Below are 25,011 nucleotides of genomic sequence, written 5' to 3'. Positions count from 1 at the left end.
ACCTTATAGTGCAATAGCGAAACGGTAGTTCTCATCTTCACCGATCGCGGCGCACCATTTTCGAGTGCAGATCAGAGCCTCAGCCCGGTTCCTGTTCGGCGCGCTTCAGCTTCCGCGCTTTCTGTTCGTGGCGGACCGCCGCCTCGCGAAGGCGCCGCGAAAGGAACGGATCTTCGGACGCATTCGCCTTCAGCCGCGCCACGCGCGCCAGCTGTTCATAATAGATAGAATCGCGAATCTGGTCCATTCGGGGACAGGTATCACGATGCTGTCACAAAGGGACTAACGCTTTTCCGGCGATTTTTCCCGAATCGGGGCAGATCGTCGTTAACGCCCCTTGATCGAAATTTTCGATCAAAACTTGCGATATTTTCACTTTTCGCACTGCAGCATATGTGGCTAGGGGGAGCCTCCAACAACAAAGGAGCTCTCCCGCATGTCCGTTCTGAACACGACCCTGAAGCCTTTCAACGCCACCGCCTACAAGGACGGCAAGTTCGTCGACGTCAGCGACGAGAGCGTGAAGGGCAAGTGGGCGGTCTTCTTCTTCTATCCGGCCGACTTCACCTTCGTCTGCCCGACCGAACTCGAAGACCTCGCCGACATCTATCCGACGCTGCAAAAGATGGACGTCGAGGTCTATGCCGTGTCGACCGACACGCACTTCAGCCACAAGGCTTGGCACGACACCTCGCCGGCGATCGGCAAGATCAATTACTACATGGTCGGCGACCAGAACCACAATCTGTCGAAGAATTTCGAAGTCCTGCGTGAAGGCGTCGGCCTCGCCGACCGCGGCACCTTCGTGCTCGACCCCAATGGCGAAATCCAGCTGCTCGAAATCACCCCCGAGGGTGTGGGCCGCAACGCCGCCGAACTGCTCCGCAAGATCAAGGCGCTGCAGTATTGGGTCAGCCACCCGGGCGAAGTCTGCCCCGCGAAGTGGGAAGAAGGCGCCGAAACGCTGGCTCCCTCGCTCGACCTCGTCGGCAAGATCTAAGCTGACCGCATAAGGCCGGAGGGGCGGCGGCATGACTGCCGCCCCACGGTTTCACTCCCCCTCTCGCAGGAATTCTTCCCATGCTCGACGCCAATCTGAAGCAGCAGCTTCAAGGCCTCCTCACGAATCTTCGTGAACCGATCGAACTGATTTCGTCGCTCGGCGACGATGCCAAGTCGGCCGAGCTGGCGACCCTGCTCGACGATATCGCCGCGCTCTCGGACAAGGTAAGCGCGACCCGCGCCGACGATGATGCGCGCCGCCCCAGCTTCCTGATCCGCCGCGCCAGCGACGCCAACGTCGCGGTCCGCTTCGCCGGCATCCCGATGGGGCATGAATTCACCTCGCTCGTCCTCGCGCTGCTGCAGGTCGGCGGGCATCCCCCGAAGGTCGCGCCCGACGTGCTGGAGCAAGTGGCGGCGCTCGAAGGCGACTTCCACTTCGAAACCTATTTCTCGCTGTCGTGCCAGAATTGCCCCGACATCGTGCAAGCGCTCAACCTGATGTCGGTCGTCAATCCGCGCATCACCCACACCGCGATCGACGGCGGGCTGTTCCAGGCGGAGGTCGAGGATCGCAAGATCATGGCGGTGCCGACGATCTTCCTGAATGGCGAGAATTTTGGCCAAGGCCGCATGGAACTCGAACAGATCCTCGCCAAGCTCGACAGCGGCGCCGAAGGCAAGGCCGCCGAAAAGATCGCCGCCAAGGACGCGTTCGATATACTCGTCGTCGGCGGTGGTCCCGCCGGCGCCGCGGCGGCGATTTACGCTGCACGCAAGGGCATCCGCACCGGCATCGCTGCCGAACGCTTTGGCGGACAGGTGCTCGACACGATGGCGATCGAGAATTTCATTTCGGTCCAGCACACCGAAGGGCCGAAGCTCGTCGCGCAGCTCGAGCAACATGTAAAAGATTATGACGTCGACATCATGAACCTGCAGCGCGCCGAGAAGCTGATCCCGGCGACGGTCGAAGGGGGCCTCCACGAGGTGAAGCTCGCGAGCGGCGCGACGCTCAAGGCGCGCACCGTGATCCTCTCGACCGGCGCGCGCTGGCGCCAGCTCGGCGTGCCGGGCGAGGACCAGTATCGCAACAAGGGCGTCGCCTATTGTCCGCACTGCGACGGTCCGCTCTACAAGGGCAAGCGCGTCGCGGTGATCGGCGGCGGCAACAGCGGTGTCGAGGCGGCGATCGACCTTGCCGGACTCGTCGCGCATGTTACGCTGATCGAGTACGACAGCGAACTGCGCGCCGATGCGGTGCTCCAGCGCAAGCTCGCGAGCCTTCCGAACGTCAAAATCATTACATCGGCGCTGACCACCGAAGTGCTCGGCGACGGCGAGAAGGTGACAGGGCTCAGCTACAAGGATCGCAACAAGGACGATCTGCACCAGATCGAACTCGAAGGCATCTTCGTCCAGATCGGCCTCGTTCCGAACACCGAATGGCTGAAGGACAGCGTCACCCTGTCGCGCCACGGCGAGATCGAGGTCGATCATCGCGGCGAGACGAGCCAGCCCGGCATCTTCGCGGCCGGCGACTGCACCACCGTGCCGTACAAGCAGATCGTCATTGCAATGGGCGAAGGCTCGAAGGCCGCGCTGTCGGCGTTCGACTATATGATCCGCCTGCCGGTGGATGTGGAAGCCAAGGCGGCTTGAAAAATCCTCCCCATGCCTGCGGCACAGGGAGGAGTTTTCCGGCTCGTCATCCCGGGCTTGACCTTGGATCCGCCTTGTCTTCAGGATCAGGCAGGCCCCTGATCAGGTCCGGGGTGACGAAGGTAGAGATGACCGAAAAGAAGAACTCGCCCGCCCCGATCCCGCTCTGCCGTTTCGAGGAACTGGCCGAACGCGAGAACCGGCTGCGCGAAGAGGACGCGCGCAGGGTTAAGAGGCCGGTGCCTAAGCCCAAATAAGGATTTTATCCTGTCGTCATCCCCGCCTTCGCGGGGATGACGAATAGAGTCAGGCAGGTTGCGGCCGCTTCGATTCCAGCAATGCAGCCAGCTTCGCGACATCCTCCTCGCCGAACAGCAGGCCCAGCTTGCTGCGCCGCCAGAGAATATCCTCGACGTCGCGCGCCCATTCGCGCGTCATCATCCAGTCGACTTCGGCCACCGAAAGCCCGTGCGCGATTTCGCCGCCGAGCGCATCCCAGTCCCCGGCCTTGCCGAGCCACTGGCGCGCATCGGTGCCATAGGCCTTGACGATGCGGTCGACCGTTGCCGCGGTCAGGAAGGGGTAGGCGAGCTTGTAATCGGCCTTGAGCGCCGCGGCACCATCGGTCGGGAAATCTCCTCCGGGCAGCGGCGCCGTCGCGGTCCAGCGCTTGACCGACACAGCTTCGAGATGGTCGGAGAGCTCGTCGACCGCATGTTCGGCGACGTGGCGATAGCTGGTGATCTTGCCGCCATAGATGGTGAGCAGGGGCGCGCCTTCCTCCAGATCGACATCGATGCGGTACCCGCGCGTTGCGGACTCGGGTCGGCCCGACCCGTCCTCGATCAGCGGCCGTACGCCCGAATAGGTCCACACGACATCGGCCGGCGTCACCGGCTCCCGGAAATAGAGGCTGGCGCCTTCGCAGAGATAGTCGATCTCTCCGGCGCTCGCATGAACGCCATCGAGTGGCCCCTCATGATCCTGATCGGTCGTTCCGATCAGCGTAAAGTCGCGCTCATAGGGAATGGCGAAGAAGATACGCCCGTCGGGAAGCTGGAAGAAATAGGCGTAGTCGTGCTCGAACTTCCTGCGCACGACGATATGCGACCCGCGCACCAGCCGCATCTTGTAGTCGGGCGGTGCCGACGCGCGCTTGAGCAGGTCGAGTACCGCGGGGCCCGCCGCGTTGACCAGGCTCTTGCCGGTGAAGCGATAATTATGCCCGCGGTCGTCGCTGCCCTCGACCACCCATAGCCCGTCCTCGACGCGCATGCTCTCGGCGCGGGTGTGCGTCCTGATCCGCGCGCCCTTGTCGGCGGCATCGCGCGCGTTGAGCAACACGAGCCGCGCGTCGTCGACCCAGCCGTCCGAATATTCGAAGGCTTTGATATATTGCGACTGCAGCGGTCCGCCCGCTTCGTGGCGCTTGAGGTCGATCGAGCGCGTCGCGGGCAGCTTCTTGCGGCCGCCGATATGGTCGTAGAGGAACAGGCCGAGGCGGAGCAGCCAGCGTGGGCGAAGTCCGGTGCGATAGGGGAGGACGAAGCGCAGCGGCCAGATGATGTGCGGCGCAATGCCCCACAGGACTTCGCGTTCCTTCAGGGCTTCGCGCACCAGACCGAATTCATAATGTTCGAGATAGCGCAGCCCGCCATGGATGAGCTTCGTCGATTTCGAAGAGGTGCCTTCCGCCAGGTCGTTCGCTTCGAGGAGCAGCACCCGCGCACCGCGTCCCGCGGCGTCGCGCGCGACGCCGGCGCCATTGACACCGCCGCCGACGACGATGACATCATAAGGAGTTGCGCTGTCGGGCATGACGAATCCCTATGGCAGCGGTGTCGGATTTGCCAAGAGCCGACATCGTATGCGGCCTACGTATGCGCGTTGCATTCACCGGGCACATTCTCCAATTCGTCGAAACTGTACCAAGGGGACTGTAGTGAGCGTCAAAGTCGAAACCCTGATCCTGTTCGGCGCAACGGGCGACCTTGCGCAGCGTATGCTGTTTCCCTCGCTCTATAATCTTCATGTCGACGGATTGCTCGCAAACGAGCTGACGATCATAGCGTCGGGCCGCTCGAAGATGGATCGCTCGGCAAGCCATGCGCTGGTGCGCGAAGCCCTGAACGATCATCTTTCGACCGACCGTCTCGACGATGCGCAGATCGACGCCTTCCTCGAACGCATCGACTATTGTCCGGTCGATGCCGGCGCGGGTACCGGCTACGACGATCTCGCGGCAATGCTCGGCGACCGGATCGGTCGCCCGATCGGCGCCTATCTTTCGACCCCTCCGTCGATGTTCGGGCCGATTGCGCAGGGGCTGAAAGCGGCGGGGATCGCCTGCGCCGAATGCCGCATCGCGATGGAAAAGCCGATCGGCCACGACCTCGCCTCGTCGCGCGAGGTGAATGCCCAGGTCGGTGATGCGTTCGCCGAAGAGCATATTTTCCGTATCGACCATTATCTGGGCAAGGAAACGGTCCAGAACCTCCTCGCGTTGCGCTTTGCGAACATGCTGTTCGAGCCGCTGTGGAATGCGCAGGCGATCGACCATGTCCAGATCACCGTTGCCGAGACGGTCGGTCTCGAAGGCCGCGTTTCCTATTATGACGGCGTCGGTGCGCTGAAGGACATGGTGCAGAACCATATGCTCCAGTTGCTCGCGATCATTGCGATGGAGCCGCCCGCGAGTGTTTCAGCAACCGCGGTGCGGGACGAGAAGGTCAAACTGCTCCGGAGCCTGCGCAAGATGAGCGCCGCCGATGTGAAGGCGCACAGCGTCAAGGGGCAGTACACGAGCGGCGCGGTAAGCGGCGCTGCGGTCGCGGGTTATGCCGACGAACTCGGGCACCCGTCGAACACCGAAACCTTTGTGGCGCTCAAGGCCTATATCGATAACTGGCGCTGGAAGGGCGTGCCCTTTTATCTGCGCACCGGCAAGCGGATGCCCGAGCGCAAATCCGAAGTGCTGATCCAGTTCAAGCCGGTACCGCACAATATCTTCGCGCGTGTCGGCGCGGGCAAGCTCGACGCGAACAGCATGATCATCAACCTGCAGCCCGAGGAGAATATCCGGGTCAAGGTGATGGCAAAGCAGCCCGGGCTCGACCGCGACGGCGTGAAGCTGAAAGAAGTGACGATGGACGTCTCGCTCTCGCACAGCTTCGAGGGCGAGCGGCGGCGCATCGCTTACGAACGCCTGCTGCTCGACTTTATCGAGGGCGAGCAGACCCTGTTCGTGCGCCGCGATGAAGTCGAGGCGCAGTGGCAATGGATCGACTCGATTCTCGGTGCCTGGGCAGAGGTCGATATGGCGCCGCAGAATTACACGGCGGGAAGCTGGGGTCCGTCGAGTGCAATCGCGCTGATCGAGCGCGACGGAGCGAGCTGGCATGATTGAGCAAATCCCAAACCTTCTCCCCTTGGGGGAGAAGGATATGAAGCCTTGTCGCATCGCGACTAGGCGCAGTTGGACGAGGGTCTCTGCCGTTCCTTTCGTCGCTGCCGTTCATACCCTCACCCAGCTTCGACTAGCGAGCAAGCTCGCAAGTCTGCGCACCCCTCTCCCCCAAGGGGAGAGGGTTCTGGAACTGTCATGACAACTCTCCACCCAACCATCGCCAAGGTTACCGACCGCATCATCGCGCGCAGCGCGCCGCGCCGCGCCGCCTATCTCGATCTGATAGAGCGTCAGCGCGAGGCGGGGACAAATCGCGGCAATCTGTCGTGCGGCAATCTGGCGCACGGCTTTGCTGCCTCGGGCGAGGACAAGCCCGCGATCCGGTCCGGCGCCGAGATGAACATCGGCATCGTCACAAGCTACAACGACATGCTCTCGGCGCATCAGCCCTATGGCCGTTACCCCGAGCAAATCAAAGTATTCGCGCGCGAAGTCGGGGTCACCGCGCAGGTCGCGGGCGGCGTGCCCGCGATGTGCGACGGCGTGACGCAGGGGCAGGCCGGCATGGACCTGTCGCTGTTCAGCCGCGACAATATCGCGCAGGGTACGGTGATTGCATTGAGTCATGCGATGTTCGAGGGCGCGCTGCTGCTCGGCATCTGCGACAAGATCGTCCCCGGGCTGTTGATCGGCGCGCTGCGCTTCGGCCATCTGCCGCAGATCCTGATCCCCGCAGGCCCGATGCCGTCGGGGCTCGCGAACAAGGAAAAGCAGCGCGTCCGCCAGCTTTATGCCGAGGGCAAGGCGAGCCGCGACGAGCTGCTCGAAGCCGAAGCCGCGAGCTATCATGGCGCGGGCACCTGCACCTTCTATGGTACCGCGAACAGCAACCAGATGATGATGGAGCTGATGGGGCTGCACATCCCCGGCAGCGCCTTCACCAACCCCGGCACCAAGCTGCGGCAGGAGCTGACGCGTGCCGCCACCCACCGGATTTCGGAGATCGGCTGGGACGGCGACGATTATCGCCCGCTGTCGCGCTGTATCGATGAAAAGGCGATCGTTAACGCCGCCATCGGCCTGCTCGCGACGGGCGGCTCGACCAACCATGCAATCCATCTGCCAGCCATCGCGCGCGCGGCGGGGATTGTCATCGACTGGCAGGATTTCGACGAGCTCAGCCATGTCGTGCCCTTGCTCGCGCGCGTTTATCCCAATGGCGCGGGCGACGTGAACAATTTCCACGCCGCCGGCGGTATCGGCTATGTCGTCAAGGAACTGCTCAGCGCCGGACTGTTGCACGGCGATGTGCTGACTGTTGGCGGAACGATGGCCGATTATGCTGCCGAGCCCGTGCTCGTGAATGACGAACTCCACTGGCAGGCGGCACCGGCCGAGAGTCGCGACGATACGATGCTGCGCCCCGTTTCCGCGCCTTTCTCGCCCGACGGCGGGATGCGCCTGCTCGCGGGTAACCTTGGCCGTGCGATCATCAAGACCAGCGCGGTCGCCGAAGATCGCTGGACGATCGAGGCGCCGTGCCGGATCTTCGACGACCAGAATCAGGTGCTCACTGCGTTCAAGGCGGGCGAACTCGACCGTGACGTCATCGTCGTCGTCCGCTTTCAGGGGCCCCGCGCGAACGGCATGCCCGAACTGCACAAACTGACCCCGGCGCTAGGCGTGCTGCAGGACAAGGGCTTTCGCGTCGCGCTGCTCACCGACGGCCGCATGTCGGGTGCGAGCGGCAAAGTGCCCGCGGTCATCCACCTGTCGCCCGAAGCCTTACCCGGCACCGACGGCGTGAGTGGCCCGCTCGCCTATCTGAAAGACGGAGACGTCGTTCGGGTCTGTGCCCGCAACGGCGAAGTCTTGGCGCTCGTCGACGAAGCCATATGGGCCGCGCGCAAGCCCGCCGCCGCGCCGCCGCCCGCGCTCGGCGTCGGCCGCGAGCTGTTCGCGCTGTTCCGCATCCACGCCGACGAAGCCGAAAAGGGCGGGTCGGCGATCCTTGCCGCCATGGAGACCATCCTTTGACCCAGTCCATCGACCAGATCATGCGCCTCGCGCCCGTCATCCCGGTGATCGTCATCGACCGCGTTGAGGATGCCGTGCCGATGGCCCAAGCGCTCGTCGCGGGCGGCCTGCCGGTGCTCGAGGTCACGTTGCGTACTCCCGCCGCGCTCGATGCGCTCACGGCGATGAAGGCGGTCAAGGGCGCGGTCGTCGGCGCGGGCACCGTGCTCGACCCCGCGATGCTGAACGCCGCGATCCACGCCGGCGCCGAGTTCATCGTCTCGCCGGGTCTGACCGACAATCTCGGCAAGGCGGCGGTCGCCTGCGGCATTCCCTTCCTGCCCGGCACCGCGAACGCCGGCGACATCATGCGCGGCATGGACCTCGGCCTCTCGCGCTTCAAATTCTTCCCCGCGGCGACCAGCGGCGGCATCCCGGCGCTCAAAGCGCTCGCGGGCCCCTTCGGACAGGCGCGCTTCTGCCCCACCGGCGGGATCAGCCTTGCAACCGCGCCCGAATGGCTGGCGCTCGACGCCGTGCTCTGCGTCGGCGGTAGCTGGGTGGTTCCGTCGGGGCCGCTTGACCCGGCGCAAATCGAGACACTCGCACGCGAAGCCGCCGCGCTTTCGCGCCATTGATAAACGCCATCTTTACTGCCATCGTGCATGCGAAAGCGGCAACATAGTCGCTGGTGGGGAGATGCGCGTGCCGAGGCCGCAGCCACATTTGGAAGAAGTACTCGCGTCCGAACCCGGACCGCATATTGCCGCGCTCTTCGATTTCGATGGAACGATCATATCGGGCTATTCCGCGACCGCGATGCTGCGCGAGAAATTCCAGCGCCGCGAAATGTCGGTCGAGGAGATCGCCGAGACCGCACAGGTCGTCGCGCAGCACAGCCTTGGCCAAATCGGTTTCTCGGGGCTGATGACCGCCGCCGCCAAATTCATGAAGGGCGTCGACGAGGAAAGCTTCGTCGAGTTCGGCGAGCAGCTCTACAAGAAACATATCGCGCGGAAAATCTATCCCGAAACGCGCGCGATCATCGAGGCGCATCAGGCGAAGGGCCACCGCGTCGCGATCATCTCGTCGGCGACGATCTACCAGATCGAACCGACCGCGCGCGATCTCGGCATCAGCGACATCAAATGCTCGTCCTATGAGATCGAGGATGGCGTCTTCACGGGCGAGATCATCCGGCCGCTCTGCTTCGGCGAGGGCAAGGTGCTCGCTGCCGAGGAACTCGCCGCCGAATATGGCCTCGATTTGGATCAGAGCTTTTTCTATTCGGACAGCGACGACGATATCGAATTGCTCGAGCGCGTCGGCAAGCCGCGCCCGCTCAACCCGAACATGAAGCTGAAGGGTATCGCCGACGAGCGTAACTGGCCGGTGCAACGTTTCGCGAGCCGCGGCACCCCGTCATGGATCGATTATACGCGCACCATCTATGCCACGGGCTCGCTGGTCGGGGCGTTCGCCGCAGGCCTGCCGATCTGGGCGCTCACCCGCTCGCAGCGCGAGGCGGTCAATTTCTCGATGGGCCTGTTCGGCGACTTCGCGACCGCGATCACCGGCGTCGAGCTGGAGGTCGAGGACGAGCGCCATCTCTGGTCGTCGCGCCCCTGCGTCTTCATCTTCAACCATCAGAGCAAGGCGGACGTCATGATCCTCGCCAAGCTCATCCGCCGCGACATGGGCGGGGTAGGCAAGAAGGAGATCAAGGACATCCCCATCCTCGGCAAGCTGATGGAATGGGGCGGCACCGTCTTCGTCGACCGCGCCGACGGCAAAAGCGCGATCAAGGCGATGGAACCGCTGGTCGATGCCATTCAAAAGGAAGGCAAGTCGATCTGCATCGCTCCCGAAGGGACGCGCAGCCTGACGCCCAAGCTCGAACCGTTCAAGAAGGGCGCCTTCCACCTCGCGATGCAGGCAGGCGTGCCGATCGTCCCGATCGTGATCCATAACGCCACCGACGTGGCGCCGAAGAACGAATTCGTGATGCGTCCTGCGACGGTGCGCGTCACTGTGCTGCCGCCCGTCGATACGTCGAAATGGAACGTCAGGACGCTGAATACCCACGTCCGCGACGTGCGGAACATGTTCCTGCGCACGCTGGGGCAGACCGAGGAAAGCGCTGCGGAATCGGTTGCGACCGATGCGCCGCCGGCCAGGGCCGAAAAGGCGAAGCCGAAGAAAGCAGCGGAAAAGAAGGCCGCGCCCAAGAAAAAAGCGGCGGCGAAGAAGCCGGCACCCCGCAAGGGAAAGACCGGCTAAGCGGTGGCCGACGGAACGCCCCGCACCCCTATTTTGGCGGAGCAGGCGGCCGACCGGCTCTATATCATCGACGCGCGGCATCGGGTCGAACGGCGTATCCTGCTCGACTGGATCCATTCGACGTCGGGAGACGAAGAGCCGCAGTGGGCCAGTCTCGATATCGAGGACGGCGATCATGCGCTGCCGGTCGATGTGTTGCAGGCGCGGCTCGGTGGAGCACCGTCGCGCGAAGTGGTGCCGCTGCGCGTCGCGTGGCGCATCCCCGGTTTCGACCGCGACCGCGCGCTCAAATTCCGGCACCTGATCTTCGGCGATCCGCGCCATCCGGGGTCGCTCCGTGCGCGCCTGATCCTGCTGCGCGACCGGCGCCGTGCGCAAATCCTTGTCGGAGAGGCCGCGACGCTCGACGCGCTGCGCGACCGTTTTTGCGCGCAAACCGGCGGCGGCGATGGCGAAGGGGCCGACAGCCCCGAATTCGCGGGTTTCGTCGCCCGGCAGGCGGCGCTCGCGCTCGACGTTGCCGAGCGCGGCGTGCGCGGGACGCGCTACAAGGTGCCGCGCTTCGTCGCCGACGGCCTGCGCACCAGCCCCAAATTCAGAGCGGCGCTTGCCGATCTCGCCGAGAAGACGGGCCGACCGGTCGGCGATCTCTTCCGTGAGGCGCGGCCGCTGATGAAGGAGGTCATCGCGCGGCCATCGGCGCTGTTCCTCGACCTTCGCGCCCGCCTCGACCGGATGATGTTCGGCGGATACGCGCCCGAGATGGAAGTCGATGCGGTTGAAGTGGCGAAGCTGCGCGGCATATTGCGCGATCATCCGACCGCGATCCTGTTCACGCACAAGACCTATATCGACGGCGCGACGCCCAGTCGCCTTGCCTATGACAATGACATGCCGATGCTCCACCTTTTCGGCGGCGCGAACCTCGACTTCGCGGTCATGGGCGAATTCTTCCGCCGCTCGGGGATGATCTTCGTCCGGCGCAGCTTTCAGGACCAGCCGGTCTACAAGCTGGTGCTGCGCCACTATATCGCCTGGCTGTTCGCGAAGCGCTTTCCGCTGAGCTGGGCATTCGAGGGAACGCGCTCGCGCCTCGGCAAGCTGATGCCGCCCAAATATGGCCTGATGAAATATGTCCTCGACGCCGCGCATGCGACGGGCACGCGCGACGTGCATTTCGTGCCCTTCGTCACCAGCTTCGACCTGATCCGCGATGTCGAGGAATATGCCGCCGAGCAGACGGGGCGGAACAAGAAGCCCGAAAGCCTGTCGTGGTTCATCGGTTATATGAAGAGCCTCAGGGAGCCGTCGGGGCGCATCCGGCTCGACATCGGCGATCCCGTGGTGATCGAACAGGCGCCCGGTCCCGACGACAAGCGCGCGCTGGAAAAGATCGCCTTCGCGGTCGCGGTCGAGGCCAACCGGGTGACCCCGCTTACCGTCACCTCGGTGATGTGCCTGATCCTGCTCGGCCTCGCGCCGCGCGGCGCAACGTCGGCCGAGCTGCTCGCGGCGATCGGCGCGGTGAGCGGCTGGGCGCGCGAGCGTGGCATTCGTCTCAGCAAGGAACTCGAAAGCGGCGACGACGCAGCGCTCTCGGTTACCGTCGACACGCTGGTCGCGAGCGGGCTGCTCACCCGCTATGAGGCGGGTAGCGAGAATGTCTATTCGATCGACCCCGCCAAGCATCCGATGGCGAGCTATTATCGCAACATCATCGCGCATCACTTCCTCGATCGCGCGATGATCGAGCTGGTGCTGTTTGATCTGCGCGACGCCGACAGCGCCGACGTCACCGCTGCCTTCTGGGCGAAGATCGATCGCCTGCGCGATCTGTTCAAATTCGAATTTTTCTATCCGCCGCGCGACGAACATCGTGCCGCGATCGAGGCCGAGCTCGCGCGCATCGATCCCGTCTGGGACCGCCGTTTCGCGAGCGGCGATCGCGGCGTGGCGCAATTGCTCCGCCGCTGCCAGCCGGTCGTCGGCCACGCGATCCTGCTGCCTTTCGCGGAGGCCTATTCGGTCGTCGCCGAACTGCTGACGCGCGCGAAGCCCGGCGACGAGGTGGACCAGAAGGCGCTGCTCGATGCTGCGCTGGTCGAAGGGCGGCAGGCGTACCTGCTCCGCCGGATCAGCAGCGAAGCCGCGATCGGCAAGCTTCTGTTCGAAAACGGCCTGTCCTTGATGCGGCATATGGGTCTGGCCGAGACCGCGACCCCCGACAGCCTCGCCGCACGGCGCGCGTTGCTGGCGGAACTTCGCGGGCTCGCCAACGTGATGGAATCGATGCGCCTGTCGACGACGGCGCTGGCGGACAAAATGCCGGGAGGATCGGATGCTTAAGCAGCTCAGTGCACAGGACGCCCAGTTCCTCTACACCCAGACCGCGAACAATCTGACGCACATCATGGGGGTCTATATCTACGACCCCTCGACCGCGCCGGGTGGCTTCGTACGCTTCAAGGATATCATCCGCCACGTCGAAAGCCGCGTGCATACCTCGCCGCTGTTCAAGCGCCGGTTGCACCGGCTGCCCTTCGATCTCGACCATCCCTATTGGGTCGAGGACGAGCATTTCGATATCGAGGCGCATATGAGCCATGCGCGGCTGCCCGAACCCGGCGACTGGCGGCAGTTCTGCATCGCCGTCGCGCGCTGGTTCTCGAAGCCTATGGATATGAACCGGCCGCTCTGGGACATCTACATCATCGAGGGGCTCGACCGCATTCCGGGCATCCCGAAAGGCAGCTTCGCGATGCTTCACCGCGTCCACCACGCCGCAGTTGATGGCGCATCGGGCGCGCATGCCTTCATCGCGATGAGCGACATCGACGCCAAGGGCACGCCGGCGATTCCCGAGCCGCCGCCGGTCGAGGATCTGGGCCGTGCGCCGTCGAGCGCCGAGACGGTAACGCGCGCATGGTCGGCGTCGATGCAGTCGCCGGTCAAGTTCATGAACGCGCTGCTCAAGGTGTCGCCGGCGATCGTCGCCTCGGCGCGCAAGTCGATGGCCGATGGCGGAATGACCGCGGGTGTTCCCGAAACGCGCTTCAATGTGCCGGTCGGGCCGCACAAGATGTTCGATGCCACCACCGTCGCGCTGTCCGACGTTGCCGAGATCCGCAGGAAGGTGCCGGGCGCGACGGTGAACGACGTGGTTCTCACCACGGTCGGCGGCGCGCTGCGCAAATATCTCGCGAAGCACAAGGAGCTGCCGAAGGAGAGCGTCGTCGCGGTCGCGCCGATCAACCTTCGCGGCAAAGACGGGAAAGGGGGCGGCAAGGCCTCGACCCCCGGCAACCAAGTATCGGCGATGAGCGTGCCGATCCGCACCGATATCGCCGATCCGCTCGAACGGCTGGCCGCCGTGCGCGACTATACGGTCGAGGCGAAGGAAGCGAAAGCCGGGGTCAGCGCTCGGATCATGACCGATCTGTCGCAGCATATCCCCGGCGCAACGATGGCCGCGGTCGCGCGCATCCTGACCAGCGAACGTTTCGCGGTGCGCGGGACGAACCTCTTCATCTCGAACGTGCCGGGCGCGCAGGTGCCGCTCTATCTTGCGGGAGCGCAGCTGGTGCAGCAGCACGGCATGGCACCGCTCGCGAACAATATGGGCCTGTTCATCGCGACCCCCAGCTATAACGGGCGCATCGCCTTCTCGATCATCTGCGAACGCGCGATCATGCCCGACATTGCGTTTTTCCGTGAATGTATCGACGAAAGTTTCGCCGACCTGATGGCTGCGACGCCCAAGCCCGCGAAGGCGCCGGCCAAACCCGAAGCCGCTACGGCAAAGCCGAAAGCGGCGGCAAAACCGGCCGCCAAACCCGCGGCAAAAGCGAAACCTGCCCCGAAACCTGCCACCAAAGTCAGGGCGAAACCGGTTGCCAAAGGCAACGCAACCGGCAAGAATCCGAAGAAACAGAAATAACGCAGGACGACCGAATGATTTTTGCCCCGACGCTCAGCGCCGATGCCGAGCTTGCGAAAGCGCCCGACTATGCCGCCTGGTCGAAGGCCGCGCAGGCGCACGATGCGAAATCGGGCATGCAGGCGTGGCGCGACAGCGACGAAAGCCGGCACTTCGATTTCAAGGCGATCCGCGCGCGGCTGGAAAAGCTGCGCAAGCTGTCGGCCGCCGGCGACGTCAAGGGCCTGCTCTTCGTCCTGAACGAGGGCATCCACGGCAATATCGACGGCATGGGGCACGAGCGCCTCTATTCGAAAGCGCGCTTCGGCACGAAGACGCTGATCGAGGCCTATGTCGCCGAGGTTGTCGCGGCGCTCGACAAGATCGCCGCGTCGCGGAGCATCGGCAAAGAGGAAAAGCGCGACTTTTTCCGCCGTGCGCAGCATTGCTACGGCCGCTCGGCCCTCCTGCTTTCGGGCTCGGGCAGCTTCCTCTTCTTTCACGTTGGTGTCGTGAAGGCGCTGTGGGACGCGGGCGTGCTGCCGAATATCCTCGCGGGGTCGAGCGGTGGATCGATCGTCGCGGCGATCGTCTGCACGCGCAAGGATGCCGACGTCGGCCCCTTCCTCGACAGCAGCCGGCTGGCCAATCCCGCCCGCGATCCCGAGATGAAGCGCCTCGCGCCCGACGCGGTGCGCGCCCGGCTGGCCGAGCTGATCCCCGACCTGACGTTTCAGGAGGCCTATGAGATCAGCGGCCGCCACCTCAATGTTTCGGTCGCGCCCGCCGAAAAATATCAGAACGGCCGCCTGCTCAACGCGATCACCGCGCCGAACGTCCTGATCCGCGAGGCCGTGCTGGCCTCGTGCGCGGTTCCGGGGGTCTTCCCGCCCGTGATGCTGATGGCGCGCGACGAGGACGGCAATCGCGTTCCCTATCAGCCCGACCGGCGCTGGGTCGACGGGTCGGTGACGCACGACATTCCGACCAAGCGGCTCGAGCGCCTCTATGGCGTCAACCATCATATCGTCAGCCAGGCGAACCCGCTGGCGCTGCCCTTCGCGACCGATACGCGCAAGCAGATGGCGCCGATCGAGGCCATTCAGCACGCGTCGATGGCGACCTTCAAGGCATGGCTCAACGCGAACATGGTGATCTTCCAGAAGCCGCTCGAACTGGTGCCGCCGCTCAACAGCCTCGCCAACATGGCGCGTTCGGTGATCAATCAGGAATATACCGGCGACATCAACATCATCCGCCCGCCCAAATTCTGGTCGCCCACGAAAATCCTGTCGGATCTCGCGCAGGATGACATCGACGAACTGATCGACACCGGTCAGCGCACCGCCTGGCCGAAGGTCGAGATGGTTCGCACCCAGACGGCGATCAGCCGCGCGCTCGACGCGATCCTCGCAAAGATCGACAAGGCGGGCGACGACGGTCCTGGCCATCGCAGCTCGGCGCTCAAGAAAGCGGTCCGTTGACCGCCAATGCCGTGATCCTGCCCCCGGGTTCGGCGGGCGCCGGGGCAAAGCTGCACGTGACGCACTGGCTTCCCGAGGGGCGGCCGAAAGCAGTCATCCTCCTCGCGCACGGTTATGCCGAACATGCTGGACGCTATCAGCATGTCGCGAAGCGGCTGACCGACGCTGGCTACGCGATCTATGCCGTCGATCATTGGGGGCATGGCGCTTCGGACGGCGAGGGCGGCTATGTCCCGCGCTTCTCGGCCTTTCTCGACGGGATGAGCGAATTGCTCACGCTGGTCGAGGTCAACCATGGCGACACGCCGCGTCTGCTGCTCGGTCACAGCATGGGCGGCCTCATCGCGACGCTGTTCCTGATCGGCAATCAGCGGGCGTTCGTCGCGGCGGCGCTCTCGGGCCCCGCGATCCTTCCCGCCGAACCGCCGTCGCGCTTTACCGTATGGATCAGCCGCTTCCTGTCGCGCTTTTTCCCGCGCCTCGGCGTGCTGTCGCTCGACGCCAATGGGGTCAGCCGCGATCCGGCAGTCGTCGCGGCCTATCAGGCCGATCCGCTCGTCTATGGCGGCAAGATCGGTGCGCGGCTTGGCAAGGAGTTTATGGACGCGATGGCGGTGGCGCAGGCCGATGCGTGCCGGATCACGCTGCCGATCCTGATCCAGCACGGCGAGGCCGACCGGCTGACCGCGCCGGCGGGATCGCGCTATCTGTTCGACCATGTCGGGTCGAAGGACAAGAGGCTCGAAATCTATCCCGGCCTGTTCCACGAAATCTATAACGAACCCGAACGCGACGCGGTGCTGGACGATCTGATCGGCTGGTTCGACGCACATATCCCGGGCGGAAACTGAGCCATGAATTTCTTCATCCTCGTCATTATCTCGGCGATCGTCTTCCTGACGCTGCTCTATCTGTTCTTCCCCGAACAGATCGTCGCGCTGATGCGCTGGCTGATGCGCAAGCGCGCGCGGGTCGAGCGCAAGACGGTGACCGTCGACGGCCGCGTCTGGCCCTATCTGGAGGGCGGCGATCCGTCGAAGCCGACGCTGGTGATGGTCCACGGCTTCGGCGCCGACAAGGATCACTGGACCTTCTACGCGCCGTGGATGACGCGCGACTATCATCTGATCGCGCCCGACCTGCCCGGCTTCGGCGAAAATGACCGCAACCGCGAACTGCCGTTCGACGTCGCGAGCCAGGCGCGGCGGCTCAAGGATTTCCTCGACGCGCTCGGGATCGAACGGCCGCATCTCGGCGGCAACAGCATGGGCGGCTGGATCGCGCTGCGCTTTGCGATCGATTATCCCGATCGCCTCCGCACGCTGACGTTGATGAACAACGCCGGCATCCTCGGCGCCGACGAAAGCGAGCTGCAAAAGCTCGCGTCGAACCGCGACTATAATCCGCTCGTCATCGCCAATCTGGAGGATGCCGACCGCCTGATTGCCTTTGTTGTTCGCAAGCCGACCTTCGTCCCCGCGCGGTTGAAGCCCGTCATCTATGCCGACGCACTGAAGCACCGCGACCTGCTCGACCAGATTTTCTGGACGATCGCCGACGAGATGGAGCAAAAGCCGCTCAACAACGAACTCGGCAAGGTCACCGCGCCGACGCTGATCATCTGGGGCCGCCACGACAAGCTGATCGACGTCAGCTGCGTCGCGGTGCTCGAAAAGGGCATCGCGGGAAGCACCGCGCACATCTTCGAGGATATCGCGCACGTCCCGATGATCGAAGACCCGAAGGCGACCGCCGAGGTTCAGCGCGAGTTTCTTGCCAAGCACTGATTTCAGCGCCAGTCTCCCGTCATAACAGGGAGAGAGGCATGCGGTTGAAGGTGGGGCTGCTCGGCGGCGGCAGTTGGGGAACGACGGTTGCGTCGCTCGTGTCGCGCAACGCGCCGATCAAACTCTGGGCCCGCGATGCCGAGACGGTCGATGGCATCAACGCGGCGCACGAGAACCGCAAATATCTGCCAGGCATCAAATTGCCTGCTGCGCTGAGCGCCACGAACGACATGGCCGAGGTCGTCGCGGGCGCCGACGTGCTCGTCATGGGTGTCCCTTCGCACAGCTTTCGCGGCGTGCTGGAAGAGGCGAGGCAGCATCTTCGTCCCTGGGTGCCGGTCATCAGCCTTACCAAAGGCCTTGAACTCGCGTCCGGCAAACGGATGACCGAGCTGATCGAGGAAGTGCTGCCCGGCCACCCGGTCGGCGTGCTCACCGGGCCGAATCTGGCGCGCGAGATCATGACAGGACAGGCGGCGGCGAGCGTGCTTTCGATGGAGGACGAGATCGTCGTCCGCGCGCTTCAGCCCGTCTTCCACTCGGGACTTTTCCGTGTGTACACCAACACCGACCTGCTCGGCTGCGAGCTTGGCGGGGTGCTCAAGAATATCATCGCGATCGCGGTCGGCATGGGCGACGGGCTCGGCGCCGGCGACAACACGCGCGCGGGTCTGATGACGCGCGGGCTGGCCGAGATTACGCGCCTCGGCGTCGCGATGGGCGGCCGGCCCGAAACCTTCTCGGGCCTCACCGGCATGGGTGACCTGATCGCGACCTGCACCAGCCCCCTCAGCCGCAATCGCCATGTCGGGGTCGAACTCGGCAAGGGGCGCCATATCGACGAGATCATCGCGGGCATGAACATGGTCGCCGAAGGCGTGAAGAGCGCCCCGACGGTGATGGCGCTCGCCGAAACGCACGGCATTGCGATGCCGATTGCCAGCGATGTGTTCGACGTGACGCAAGGCAAACGCGACGCGCAGGAGGTGTTTCGCGGGCTGCTCCGGTCGAGCGTCGGCGACGAAGCGCACCCCGGCTGAGCCGATTCACCACGGGCCGTGCGGAATCGCCGCCGGGCCGTGAAGAAAAGCCGCCGCTCCTTCGTTGTTTCTCCTGACCAGCAGGGTCCACCAAGGAGACGAACGATGAAAAAATGGACGACTTTGGCGGTACTTATGGCGCTCCCCGCCAGCGCAGCCATGGCGGCGGTCCCCTATGGGTCGATGCCGACCGGCTTCGACCGCCCCGAAATCCGCATGGTTCCGATTGCGGGCGTCTACAACCAATATTGGTATAACTACAAAAGCGACATCCTCGAGGCCGAGAAGGAACTGGTCAGCGATCTGCGTCATGCCACCGACCGCGAGGATCGCTGGGACGCGTGGGACGAATGGACCACCGAGGTTACCGACGCCGACAAGGATTATGCCAAGGAAATGCGCAAGAAAGGCTATCGCACTGGCCGCGTGACGGTCGGCGGCTGATAACCCGGCCCTTGCCCGGGTAGAAGGGGGCGGATGCGTGTGGCATCCGCCCCCTTCGCTTATTTCCAGTCCTTGTCGCGCGCAGTGCGTTCGGCGTCGGCATCAAAGGCATCGCCCGCCATCATCGCCGCCGCAGCCGCCGCAAGGTCGCCCGACGACGCCTGCCGGTATGCGCCGGTATTCTGCCCGGCCGCCGTGCGTTCGAGTGCCCAGCGGCCGCCCTCGCGGCAGCCGATACCCGACAGATCGCGGCCCTCGAAGCTGCGGCAGGTCCGGCCCCGCTTGTCGCGAAAGCTGAGGGCGATGCGGATATCGGCGTCGGCCGGTTGGTTCGATGCGAGCTGCGTGTCGAGCGCATCGGCCAGCGCTCCCGACGCGATCAGCGCGCCGTTCGCGCCTGTCACGTCCGGCGCGGGCGCCCAAGGCCGGAGGCCGAGTGTCAATCCCAGTACCAGGGATGCCGCGATCGCGCCCCAATGGGCGGGTGCGAACTGCGCGCGCTTCGCCTCGCGGCGTCCGGCCAGGCTGGTGTCGACGCCGTCGCCGACCAGCAGCGCGCGCAGGCGATCGGGCACCGGCTCGTCGGCGACGGGCGCGAAATGCGCCGAGAGCTGTGCTCTCAGCGCGCGGTGGCGCGCGATCTCTGCAGCGAGCATGGCGTTGTTTTCGGCTTCGCGTTCGATCCGGCGCGCGGCCAGATCGTCGAGTTCGCCGTCGACATAGGCGGCGACGGCTGCGGGGTCGAAACTCATGCCGCCTCCCCCAAAAGATGCATCAGCGTCTCGCGCCCGCGCGCGAGCCGCGATGTCACGGTGCCGATCGGTACCTCCAGTATCTCGGCGGCCTCGCGATAGGCGTAGCCCTCGACCAGCACGAGCATCACGACCTCGCGCTGCTCGTCGGGCAGCCGCGCCATCGCGCCGTCGACATCGCCGCGCAGCGTGCCCGCCTCGACCTCGGCGATGCCGTCGCCGGCGATCTGCGTGACCGCGTCGTCGATCGGGGCGTGGACGCCGCGCCGGCCCGCGGCGCGGCGGTCGTCGATCCAGAGGTTGCGGGTGATCCGGTACATCCAGCTGTCCAGTCTCGTTCCTTGTTGCCATTGTTCACGCGATTTCAAGGCGCGCTCGATCGCCGTCTGACACAGATCGTCGGCATCGCCGGCGCTCTGTGTCAGCCCGCGCGCAAAGCGGCGCAGGCGTGGTAGCAGTTCGACCAGTTCCTCTTCGAAGCGCATTGTCGCCTTTTCGATTGTTCGAGGAAGAAACGACGCCCTTCTATCGTTTCTTCCGCATCCTGCTAAATTTTTCCGGCAGGGCGGCCTTGGCGAGAGTGATGATGCGAATTTGGACGATATTGGTGGCAGCAATCTGTCTCGCGATCGGTGGCGCAGGTCTGCGAGCACAGGCGCAGGTCTCGCTGCCATCGGCGCAATTGCCGGATACAGGGCGTGTCCTGTCGACGCTGCCCGACGTCGGCGTCCTCGATCCGCTGGCCGCGACCACCGAACGGCTGACGCAGATCCGGCTCGACCGCATCACCGCGCTGGTGCGCGACAACCGCGATAGTATCGAACTCGACGATCGCGGCGAGCCTGCGGTGCGCGGTGTCCTGATCGCCAGCGGCGTCGACGAGGCGATGATCGCGCGCGCGGCGGGTAAGGGCTTCGCGCTGATCGACCGCGAACGCATTGAGGGGCTCGATCTGGACGTCGCCCGCTTTCGTGTGCCCGAGGGGCGCAGTCTGGCCCGCGCGCGGAGGCAACTCGCCAAGCTGCTGCCTGATGCCGCGGTCGATGCCGACAATCTCTATTTCGCGAGCGGACCCTATTTCGCTGGCGGTTCGGGCGGCGCACTGCCCGCAGCGGCGCTCGCGACAGCAGCGGGCGGCGGCAAGGCCAGCCTCGGACTGATCGACGGCGGGGTCGCGGCGCATCCTTCGCTGGCGGGGCGCGTCGAGCAGCGCGGCTTTGCGAAAGGCGCTCCGTCGGCAGGCCGCCATGGCACGGCCGTCGCCTCGCTGCTCGTCGGCAGCGGCGCGATAGAGGGGGCGGCACCCGGGCAGCGCCTGCTTGCCGCCGATGTCTATGGCACTGATCCGGCGGGCGGAAACGCCAGCGCCATCGCCCGCGCGCTCGGATGGCTTGCGCAAAGCGGCGTCGCGGTGACGACGATCAGCCTCGTCGGTCCCGACAACAAGCTGCTGTCGGCGGCGGTGCTGCGCGCGCAGCAGCGCGGAATGCTGATCGTCGCGGCGGTCGGCAACGACGGGCCCGCTGCGCCGCCGGCCTATCCGGCCTCGTATCGCGGCGTTTTCGCGGCGACCGGGGTCGACGCGAAGGGGCGTGTGCTGCCCGAGGCCGGCCGCGCGCTGCACGTCGATTTCGCGGCGCCGGGCGACGCGGTGCTGGCGGCAACGGGGGCGGCCAGCACCGGCCGGCTGCGCGGCACCTCATTCGCCGCGCCGCTCGTCGCGGGGCGGCTTGCGCTTCGCTATCCGGCGCCGTCGATCGACCGCATCGGTCCGGCCGTCGCCGGACTGGTGATGGAAGCGCGCGATCTGGGCAAGACAGGGCGCGACAAAATCTATGGCCACGGCCTGATCTGCGGCACCTGCGGCGGCCGCTGACTCTTTTTCGATATTTTCGGAAGAAAGTCGAACGCGCCATCGTTCTCTCCACAGACCCACCCCCTCGGGTCGCACATTCAGGAGTAGGACAAATGGCACATCGCATTTTCATTTCGGCCATCGCGCTCGCCGCGTCGGCCATGGCATTTTCGGCCCCGGCCTCGGCGCAGCTGCTTGGTGGCGGCGGCGGACTGACCGGCGGCCTCGGTGGGTCGCTGGGCGGTACGCTCGGCAACCCGACCGATCGCATCGGCGGCACGCTCGGCAGCGCGGGCGAGCTGACCGGAACGGGGCGCGACGAGGCGAATATCGATCGCCGCTCGGGCCGCGTGCAGGGCAAGGGCAATGCCGATGCGAACGGCAAGGGTTCGGCGAACGGTAACGCCAATCTGCTCGGGAACCCTATCGGCGGAAACGCCGCCGGTTCGGGCAGCGCTTCGGGTAGCGGCAGCCTCGACGCGCAGGCCGTCGGAACCGATTTCGTCGGTCAGACCGCACGCGGCGCCGTCGGCACGGCGCAGGGCACCGCCTCGACCGTCACCGGCACGGCGCGCGGCGCGGTCGGCAATGTCCGCGATCAGGCCGGCAGCACGGCGTCGGGTCTTTCGGGCACTGCGGGCGGCGCGGGCGCGGCGGCAGGCAGCTTCCAGGGCAGCCTTGGCCAGCTTGCCGCTTCGGGCAGTGGCGCGGCCTCGGGCACCGGCATGTTCGCGGTCGAACCCGGGATGGCGGTGACCGATGCGCGCGGAAAGGTGATCGGTCATGTCCAGACCATAAGTCAGACCGGTCGCGGCGTCGTGCAGGCGGTGACGGTCGAGGTCGGCGATCGCCTCGCGACGCTTCCCGCCGCCAGCTTTGCCGGGTCGGGCGACGTCCTCGTCACCGGGATGACCAAGGGTCAGCTCAAGAAAACGGCCGAGCAGCAGGAAGACGCCGGAAGCCAGCCGGCAGCCGAGCCCGCGCCGCAGGCGGCCCAGAAGGGCGAGCGCGCCGAACGCGTCAACGCCCGCAACGATTGACGATACCAAATCCCGAAGGGGGAATACGCCGGCCATCGTGCCGGCGTATTCTTATTTGATGCCGCCTTCGGCGAGCAGCGCCTTTGCCTCGGCGCCCTGCCAGTCGATCGCGCCGACGACGCGCCACAATTCCTTCCCCTCGGCGTCATAGAAAATGCTCGTCGGCAGCGCGTCGCCGGCGGCGTCGAGCAGATGATTTTCGGGATCGAGATAGGGCTGCAGCGCTTTCAGGCCCGCCTTCTGGAACCAGGGATCGACGATGGCCGCCCCCTGAAGATCTTCGGCGACCGCAATGACGTTCATCGCCGGGCCCTGCTTCGCCGCGAGCGCATCGAGTGTCGGCATTTCGGCCACGCACGGCGCGCACCAGGTCGCCCACAGATTGACGAGCAGGGGCTTGCCGTGAAACGCGGCGAGCGTAACCGGCGCATCGTCGGGGCCGAGGAAGCCGACCGTGGGTGCCGCCTTGCCCGCCTGGCTCCGGTCGACCTTATGCGCAAAGGCGCCGATGCTGCGTGCATCCTTCGCTTCACCGACCGAAATATTTGCTTCGCTCCCTGCCGCTTGCCCCTGCGCGGCCTTTTCCCTATCGCAGCCCGCGACCGATCCGGCCAGAAAGAGGGCAAGGATCGCTAGATACGGGCTTGGAACGCGGCGAATGGCGGATACTCCGAACAGCAACAGCATGTGGGGCGGGCGCTTCGGTGGCGGACCCGCGGCGATCATGCAAGAAATTAACGCCTCGATCCCGGTCGACAAGCGCCTTTGGGAAGAAGATATCGCCGCCAGCCGCGCCCACGCCGCGATGCTGGGCGCCACCGGAATCATCGGCGCCGACGATGCGGTCCAGATCGATCGCGGCCTTGCGCAGATCGCCGACGAGTTCGCCGCGAATGGCGTGCCGGTCGATCTGGCGCTCGAAGATATCCACATGACCGTCGAATCGCGGCTGAAGGAGATCGTCGGCGAAGCGGCCGGGCGGCTGCATACCGCACGCTCGCGCAACGATCAGGTCGCAACCGACTTCCGGCTGTGGGTCCGCACTGCGACCACGCGGATCGACACCGGACTGCAGGCGATCCAGACCGCGCTGCTCGCGCGCGCCGAGGAACATGCGGGCAGCATCATGCCCGGCTTCACCCACTTGCAGGTCGCGCAGCCGGTGACACTCGGCCATCATCTCCTCGCCTATGTCGAGATGTTCGCTCGCGACCGGTCGCGCTTTGCCGATGCGCGCCGCCGCCTCAACGAATCGCCGCTCGGTGCCGCCGCGCTCGCAGGGACGGGCTTTCCGGTCGATCGCCACGCGACTGCCACCGCGCTGGGTTTCGACCGCCCGATGGCGAACAGCATCGATGCGGTGTCGGACCGCGACTTCGCGCTCGAATTCTGCGCCGCCGCCTCGATCGCCGCGATCCACCTGTCGCGGCTTGCCGAGGAAGTGGTGATCTGGGCGAGCCAGCCCTTCGGCTTCGTCAGCCTGCCCGACGCCTGGTCGACCGGCAGCTCGATCATGCCGCAAAAGCGCAATCCCGATGCCGCCGAACTCGTCCGCGGCCGCGCCGGTCTGTTGCTGGGCGCCTTCCAGCGCCTCAGCGTGATCGTCAAAGGCCTGCCGCTCACCTATTCGAAGGATTTGCAGGACGACAAGGAAACGGTGTTCGGCGCCTTCGACGCGCTCGCGCTGTCGCTTGCCGCGATGACGGGCATGGTCGAGACGCTGACCTTCCGCACCGACCGTATGCGCGCGCTTGCCGCGTCGGGCTATTCTACCGCGACCGATCTGGCCGACTGGCTGGTCCGCGAAGCGGGCGTGCCGTTCCGCGAGGCGCATCATATCGTCGGCGCCTGCGTGAAACGATCCGAGGAACTCGGCGTTGAACTGTCGGCGCTGCCCGCGGCGGACGCGGCGGCGATCCACGTCGCCGTCACGCCCGAGGCGCTTGCCGCGCTGACGGTCGAGGCTTCGGTCGCCAGCCGCCGCAGCTATGGCGGGACGGCGCCCGAACGGGTAAGGGAAGCGATTGCCGCTGCGCGCGGCGCGCTGGAAGGAACGGATTGATGGCGAAGCGCCGCATCCTCGTTACGACATTTGCTGCTGCCGCGCTGCTTGGCGCGTGCGGAGCCAAGGAAGATCTGAAGCCCGCGGCAAACCAGCCCGCCGCGGTGATACCCGTCGGCGCCACCAGTGCCCCGACAACGGAGGAGCTTACGACGCCTGACGCGCAGGCTATGCCGGCGCGCAGCGACGAACTTCTCAAACGGTCCGAAAAACGCGAACCCGACGATTTCGATTTGCCGCCTCCGGGCTGAGCCACAGGACTTCC

At 65.4% G+C, this 25,011-nt stretch carries 23 protein-coding genes; 18 read left to right on the top strand and 5 right to left on the bottom strand.

What is annotated here, in order from left to right; all coding sequences use genetic code 11:
• Positions 1-79: 79 nt before the first annotated feature.
• The gene (locus tag ACQY80_RS03405) at positions 80-247 is read right to left on the bottom strand and encodes a hypothetical protein (RefSeq protein ID WP_428683649.1); all 168 of its coding nucleotides are present in this window, start codon (positions 245-247) and stop codon (positions 80-82) included.
• Positions 248-436: 189 nt separating this feature from the next.
• Between ACQY80_RS03405 and ahpC the strand changes: the two genes are divergently transcribed.
• The 3 genes from ahpC to ACQY80_RS03390 all read left to right on the top strand — a co-directional run bounded on the left by ahpC (position 437) and on the right by ACQY80_RS03390 (position 2,921).
• Positions 437-1,000 carry an alkyl hydroperoxide reductase subunit C gene (gene ahpC / locus ACQY80_RS03400; RefSeq protein ID WP_428683647.1) on the top strand — a complete coding sequence of 188 codons (564 nt, stop codon included), beginning with the start codon at positions 437-439 and terminating at the stop codon, positions 998-1,000.
• Between the two features lie 80 nt (positions 1,001-1,080).
• Positions 1,081-2,664, top strand: coding sequence for an alkyl hydroperoxide reductase subunit F (gene ahpF, locus ACQY80_RS03395; protein ID WP_428683645.1), 1,584 nt, complete (start codon positions 1,081-1,083; stop codon positions 2,662-2,664).
• A 128-nt stretch (positions 2,665-2,792) separates the two neighbouring features.
• Positions 2,793-2,921 carry a hypothetical protein gene (locus ACQY80_RS03390; protein ID WP_428683643.1) on the top strand — a complete coding sequence of 43 codons (129 nt, stop codon included), beginning with the start codon at positions 2,793-2,795 and terminating at the stop codon, positions 2,919-2,921.
• Between the two features lie 49 nt (positions 2,922-2,970).
• On the opposite strand, the gene glpD is transcribed toward ACQY80_RS03390, so the two are convergent.
• Entirely contained in the window at positions 2,971-4,482 is a 1,512-nt protein-coding gene (gene glpD, locus ACQY80_RS03385) for a glycerol-3-phosphate dehydrogenase (RefSeq protein ID WP_428683641.1), read from the bottom strand.
• Positions 4,483-4,666: 184 nt separating this feature from the next.
• Between glpD and zwf the strand changes: the two genes are divergently transcribed.
• The 11 genes from zwf to ACQY80_RS03330 all read left to right on the top strand — a co-directional run bounded on the left by zwf (position 4,667) and on the right by ACQY80_RS03330 (position 19,037).
• Entirely contained in the window at positions 4,667-6,070 is a 1,404-nt protein-coding gene (zwf, locus tag ACQY80_RS03380) for a glucose-6-phosphate dehydrogenase (protein WP_428685732.1), read from the top strand.
• A 195-nt stretch (positions 6,071-6,265) separates the two neighbouring features.
• Entirely contained in the window at positions 6,266-8,107 is a 1,842-nt protein-coding gene (gene edd / locus ACQY80_RS03375; RefSeq protein WP_428683639.1) for a phosphogluconate dehydratase, read from the top strand.
• Positions 8,108-8,127: 20 nt separating this feature from the next.
• On the top strand, positions 8,128-8,724 hold the full coding sequence (gene eda, locus ACQY80_RS03370; RefSeq protein ID WP_428685730.1) for a bifunctional 4-hydroxy-2-oxoglutarate aldolase/2-dehydro-3-deoxy-phosphogluconate aldolase: 597 nt from the start codon (positions 8,128-8,130) through the stop codon (positions 8,722-8,724).
• An 88-nt stretch (positions 8,725-8,812) separates the two neighbouring features.
• Positions 8,813-10,366, top strand: coding sequence for an HAD-IB family hydrolase (locus ACQY80_RS03365; RefSeq protein ID WP_428683637.1), 1,554 nt, complete (start codon positions 8,813-8,815; stop codon positions 10,364-10,366).
• Between the two features lie 3 nt (positions 10,367-10,369).
• Positions 10,370-12,712: a glycerol-3-phosphate 1-O-acyltransferase gene (locus tag ACQY80_RS03360; protein WP_428683635.1), complete on the top strand. Its 2,343-nt coding sequence runs from the start codon at positions 10,370-10,372 to the stop codon at positions 12,710-12,712.
• On the top strand, positions 12,705-14,303 hold the full coding sequence (locus ACQY80_RS03355) for a wax ester/triacylglycerol synthase family O-acyltransferase (protein WP_428683633.1): 1,599 nt from the start codon (positions 12,705-12,707) through the stop codon (positions 14,301-14,303). The genes ACQY80_RS03360 and ACQY80_RS03355 overlap by 8 nt, the downstream gene beginning before the upstream one ends.
• Positions 14,304-14,317: 14 nt before the next feature.
• Positions 14,318-15,766, top strand: coding sequence for a DUF3336 domain-containing protein (locus ACQY80_RS03350; protein ID WP_428683631.1), 1,449 nt, complete (start codon positions 14,318-14,320; stop codon positions 15,764-15,766).
• Complete coding sequence (locus ACQY80_RS03345; RefSeq protein ID WP_428683629.1) at positions 15,763-16,617, top strand: alpha/beta hydrolase; 855 nt, start codon at positions 15,763-15,765, stop codon at positions 16,615-16,617. The genes ACQY80_RS03350 and ACQY80_RS03345 overlap by 4 nt, the downstream gene beginning before the upstream one ends.
• A 3-nt stretch (positions 16,618-16,620) precedes the next feature.
• A complete protein-coding gene (locus ACQY80_RS03340; protein ID WP_428683627.1) occupies positions 16,621-17,553 on the top strand; it encodes an alpha/beta fold hydrolase in 933 nt (310 codons plus the stop codon).
• A 38-nt stretch (positions 17,554-17,591) separates the two neighbouring features.
• Positions 17,592-18,593, top strand: a complete 1,002-nt coding sequence (locus ACQY80_RS03335; protein WP_428683626.1) for an NAD(P)H-dependent glycerol-3-phosphate dehydrogenase — start codon at positions 17,592-17,594, stop codon at positions 18,591-18,593.
• Between the two features lie 105 nt (positions 18,594-18,698).
• A complete protein-coding gene (locus tag ACQY80_RS03330; RefSeq protein ID WP_428683624.1) occupies positions 18,699-19,037 on the top strand; it encodes a hypothetical protein in 339 nt (112 codons plus the stop codon).
• Positions 19,038-19,096: 59 nt separating this feature from the next.
• On the opposite strand, the gene ACQY80_RS03325 is transcribed toward ACQY80_RS03330, so the two are convergent.
• Together ACQY80_RS03325 and ACQY80_RS03320 are read right to left on the bottom strand one after the other, a co-directional pair.
• Positions 19,097-19,789, bottom strand: a complete 693-nt coding sequence (locus ACQY80_RS03325; RefSeq protein WP_428683622.1) for an anti-sigma factor family protein — start codon at positions 19,787-19,789, stop codon at positions 19,097-19,099.
• Complete coding sequence (locus ACQY80_RS03320) at positions 19,786-20,274, bottom strand: RNA polymerase sigma factor (protein ID WP_428683620.1); 489 nt, start codon at positions 20,272-20,274, stop codon at positions 19,786-19,788. Before ACQY80_RS03320 ends, ACQY80_RS03325 begins: the two co-directional genes overlap by 4 nt.
• A 98-nt stretch (positions 20,275-20,372) precedes the next feature.
• Between ACQY80_RS03320 and ACQY80_RS03315 the strand changes: the two genes are divergently transcribed.
• Together ACQY80_RS03315 and ACQY80_RS03310 are read left to right on the top strand one after the other, a co-directional pair.
• Positions 20,373-21,665, top strand: a complete 1,293-nt coding sequence (locus ACQY80_RS03315; protein ID WP_428683618.1) for a S8 family serine peptidase — start codon at positions 20,373-20,375, stop codon at positions 21,663-21,665.
• A gap of 92 nt (positions 21,666-21,757) precedes the next feature.
• The gene (locus ACQY80_RS03310; protein WP_428683616.1) at positions 21,758-22,684 is read left to right on the top strand and encodes a hypothetical protein; all 927 of its coding nucleotides are present in this window, start codon (positions 21,758-21,760) and stop codon (positions 22,682-22,684) included.
• Between the two features lie 51 nt (positions 22,685-22,735).
• Here the strand turns inward: ACQY80_RS03310 and ACQY80_RS03305 are convergent, their stop codons facing one another.
• A complete protein-coding gene (locus ACQY80_RS03305) occupies positions 22,736-23,371 on the bottom strand; it encodes a TlpA family protein disulfide reductase (RefSeq protein ID WP_428683615.1) in 636 nt (211 codons plus the stop codon).
• Here ACQY80_RS03305 and argH point away from each other — a divergent pair.
• Positions 23,370-24,746 (top strand): argininosuccinate lyase, encoded by a 1,377-nt coding sequence (gene argH, locus ACQY80_RS03300; protein ID WP_428685728.1) that lies wholly within the window; start codon positions 23,370-23,372, stop codon positions 24,744-24,746. The two genes, ACQY80_RS03305 and argH, sit on opposite strands and share 2 nt — an antisense overlap.
• Positions 24,746-24,997: a hypothetical protein gene (locus ACQY80_RS03295; protein WP_428683613.1), complete on the top strand. Its 252-nt coding sequence runs from the start codon at positions 24,746-24,748 to the stop codon at positions 24,995-24,997. Before argH ends, ACQY80_RS03295 begins: the two co-directional genes overlap by 1 nt.
• Positions 24,998-25,011 lie beyond the last annotated feature (14 nt).

It is taken from the genome of Sphingopyxis sp. (genome assembly GCF_965279755.1).
Taxonomy (GTDB): Bacteria; Pseudomonadota; Alphaproteobacteria; order Sphingomonadales; family Sphingomonadaceae; genus Sphingopyxis.
Note: the sequence above shows the minus strand (reverse complement) of the source record. Positions and strands in the feature narration are given on the sequence as shown.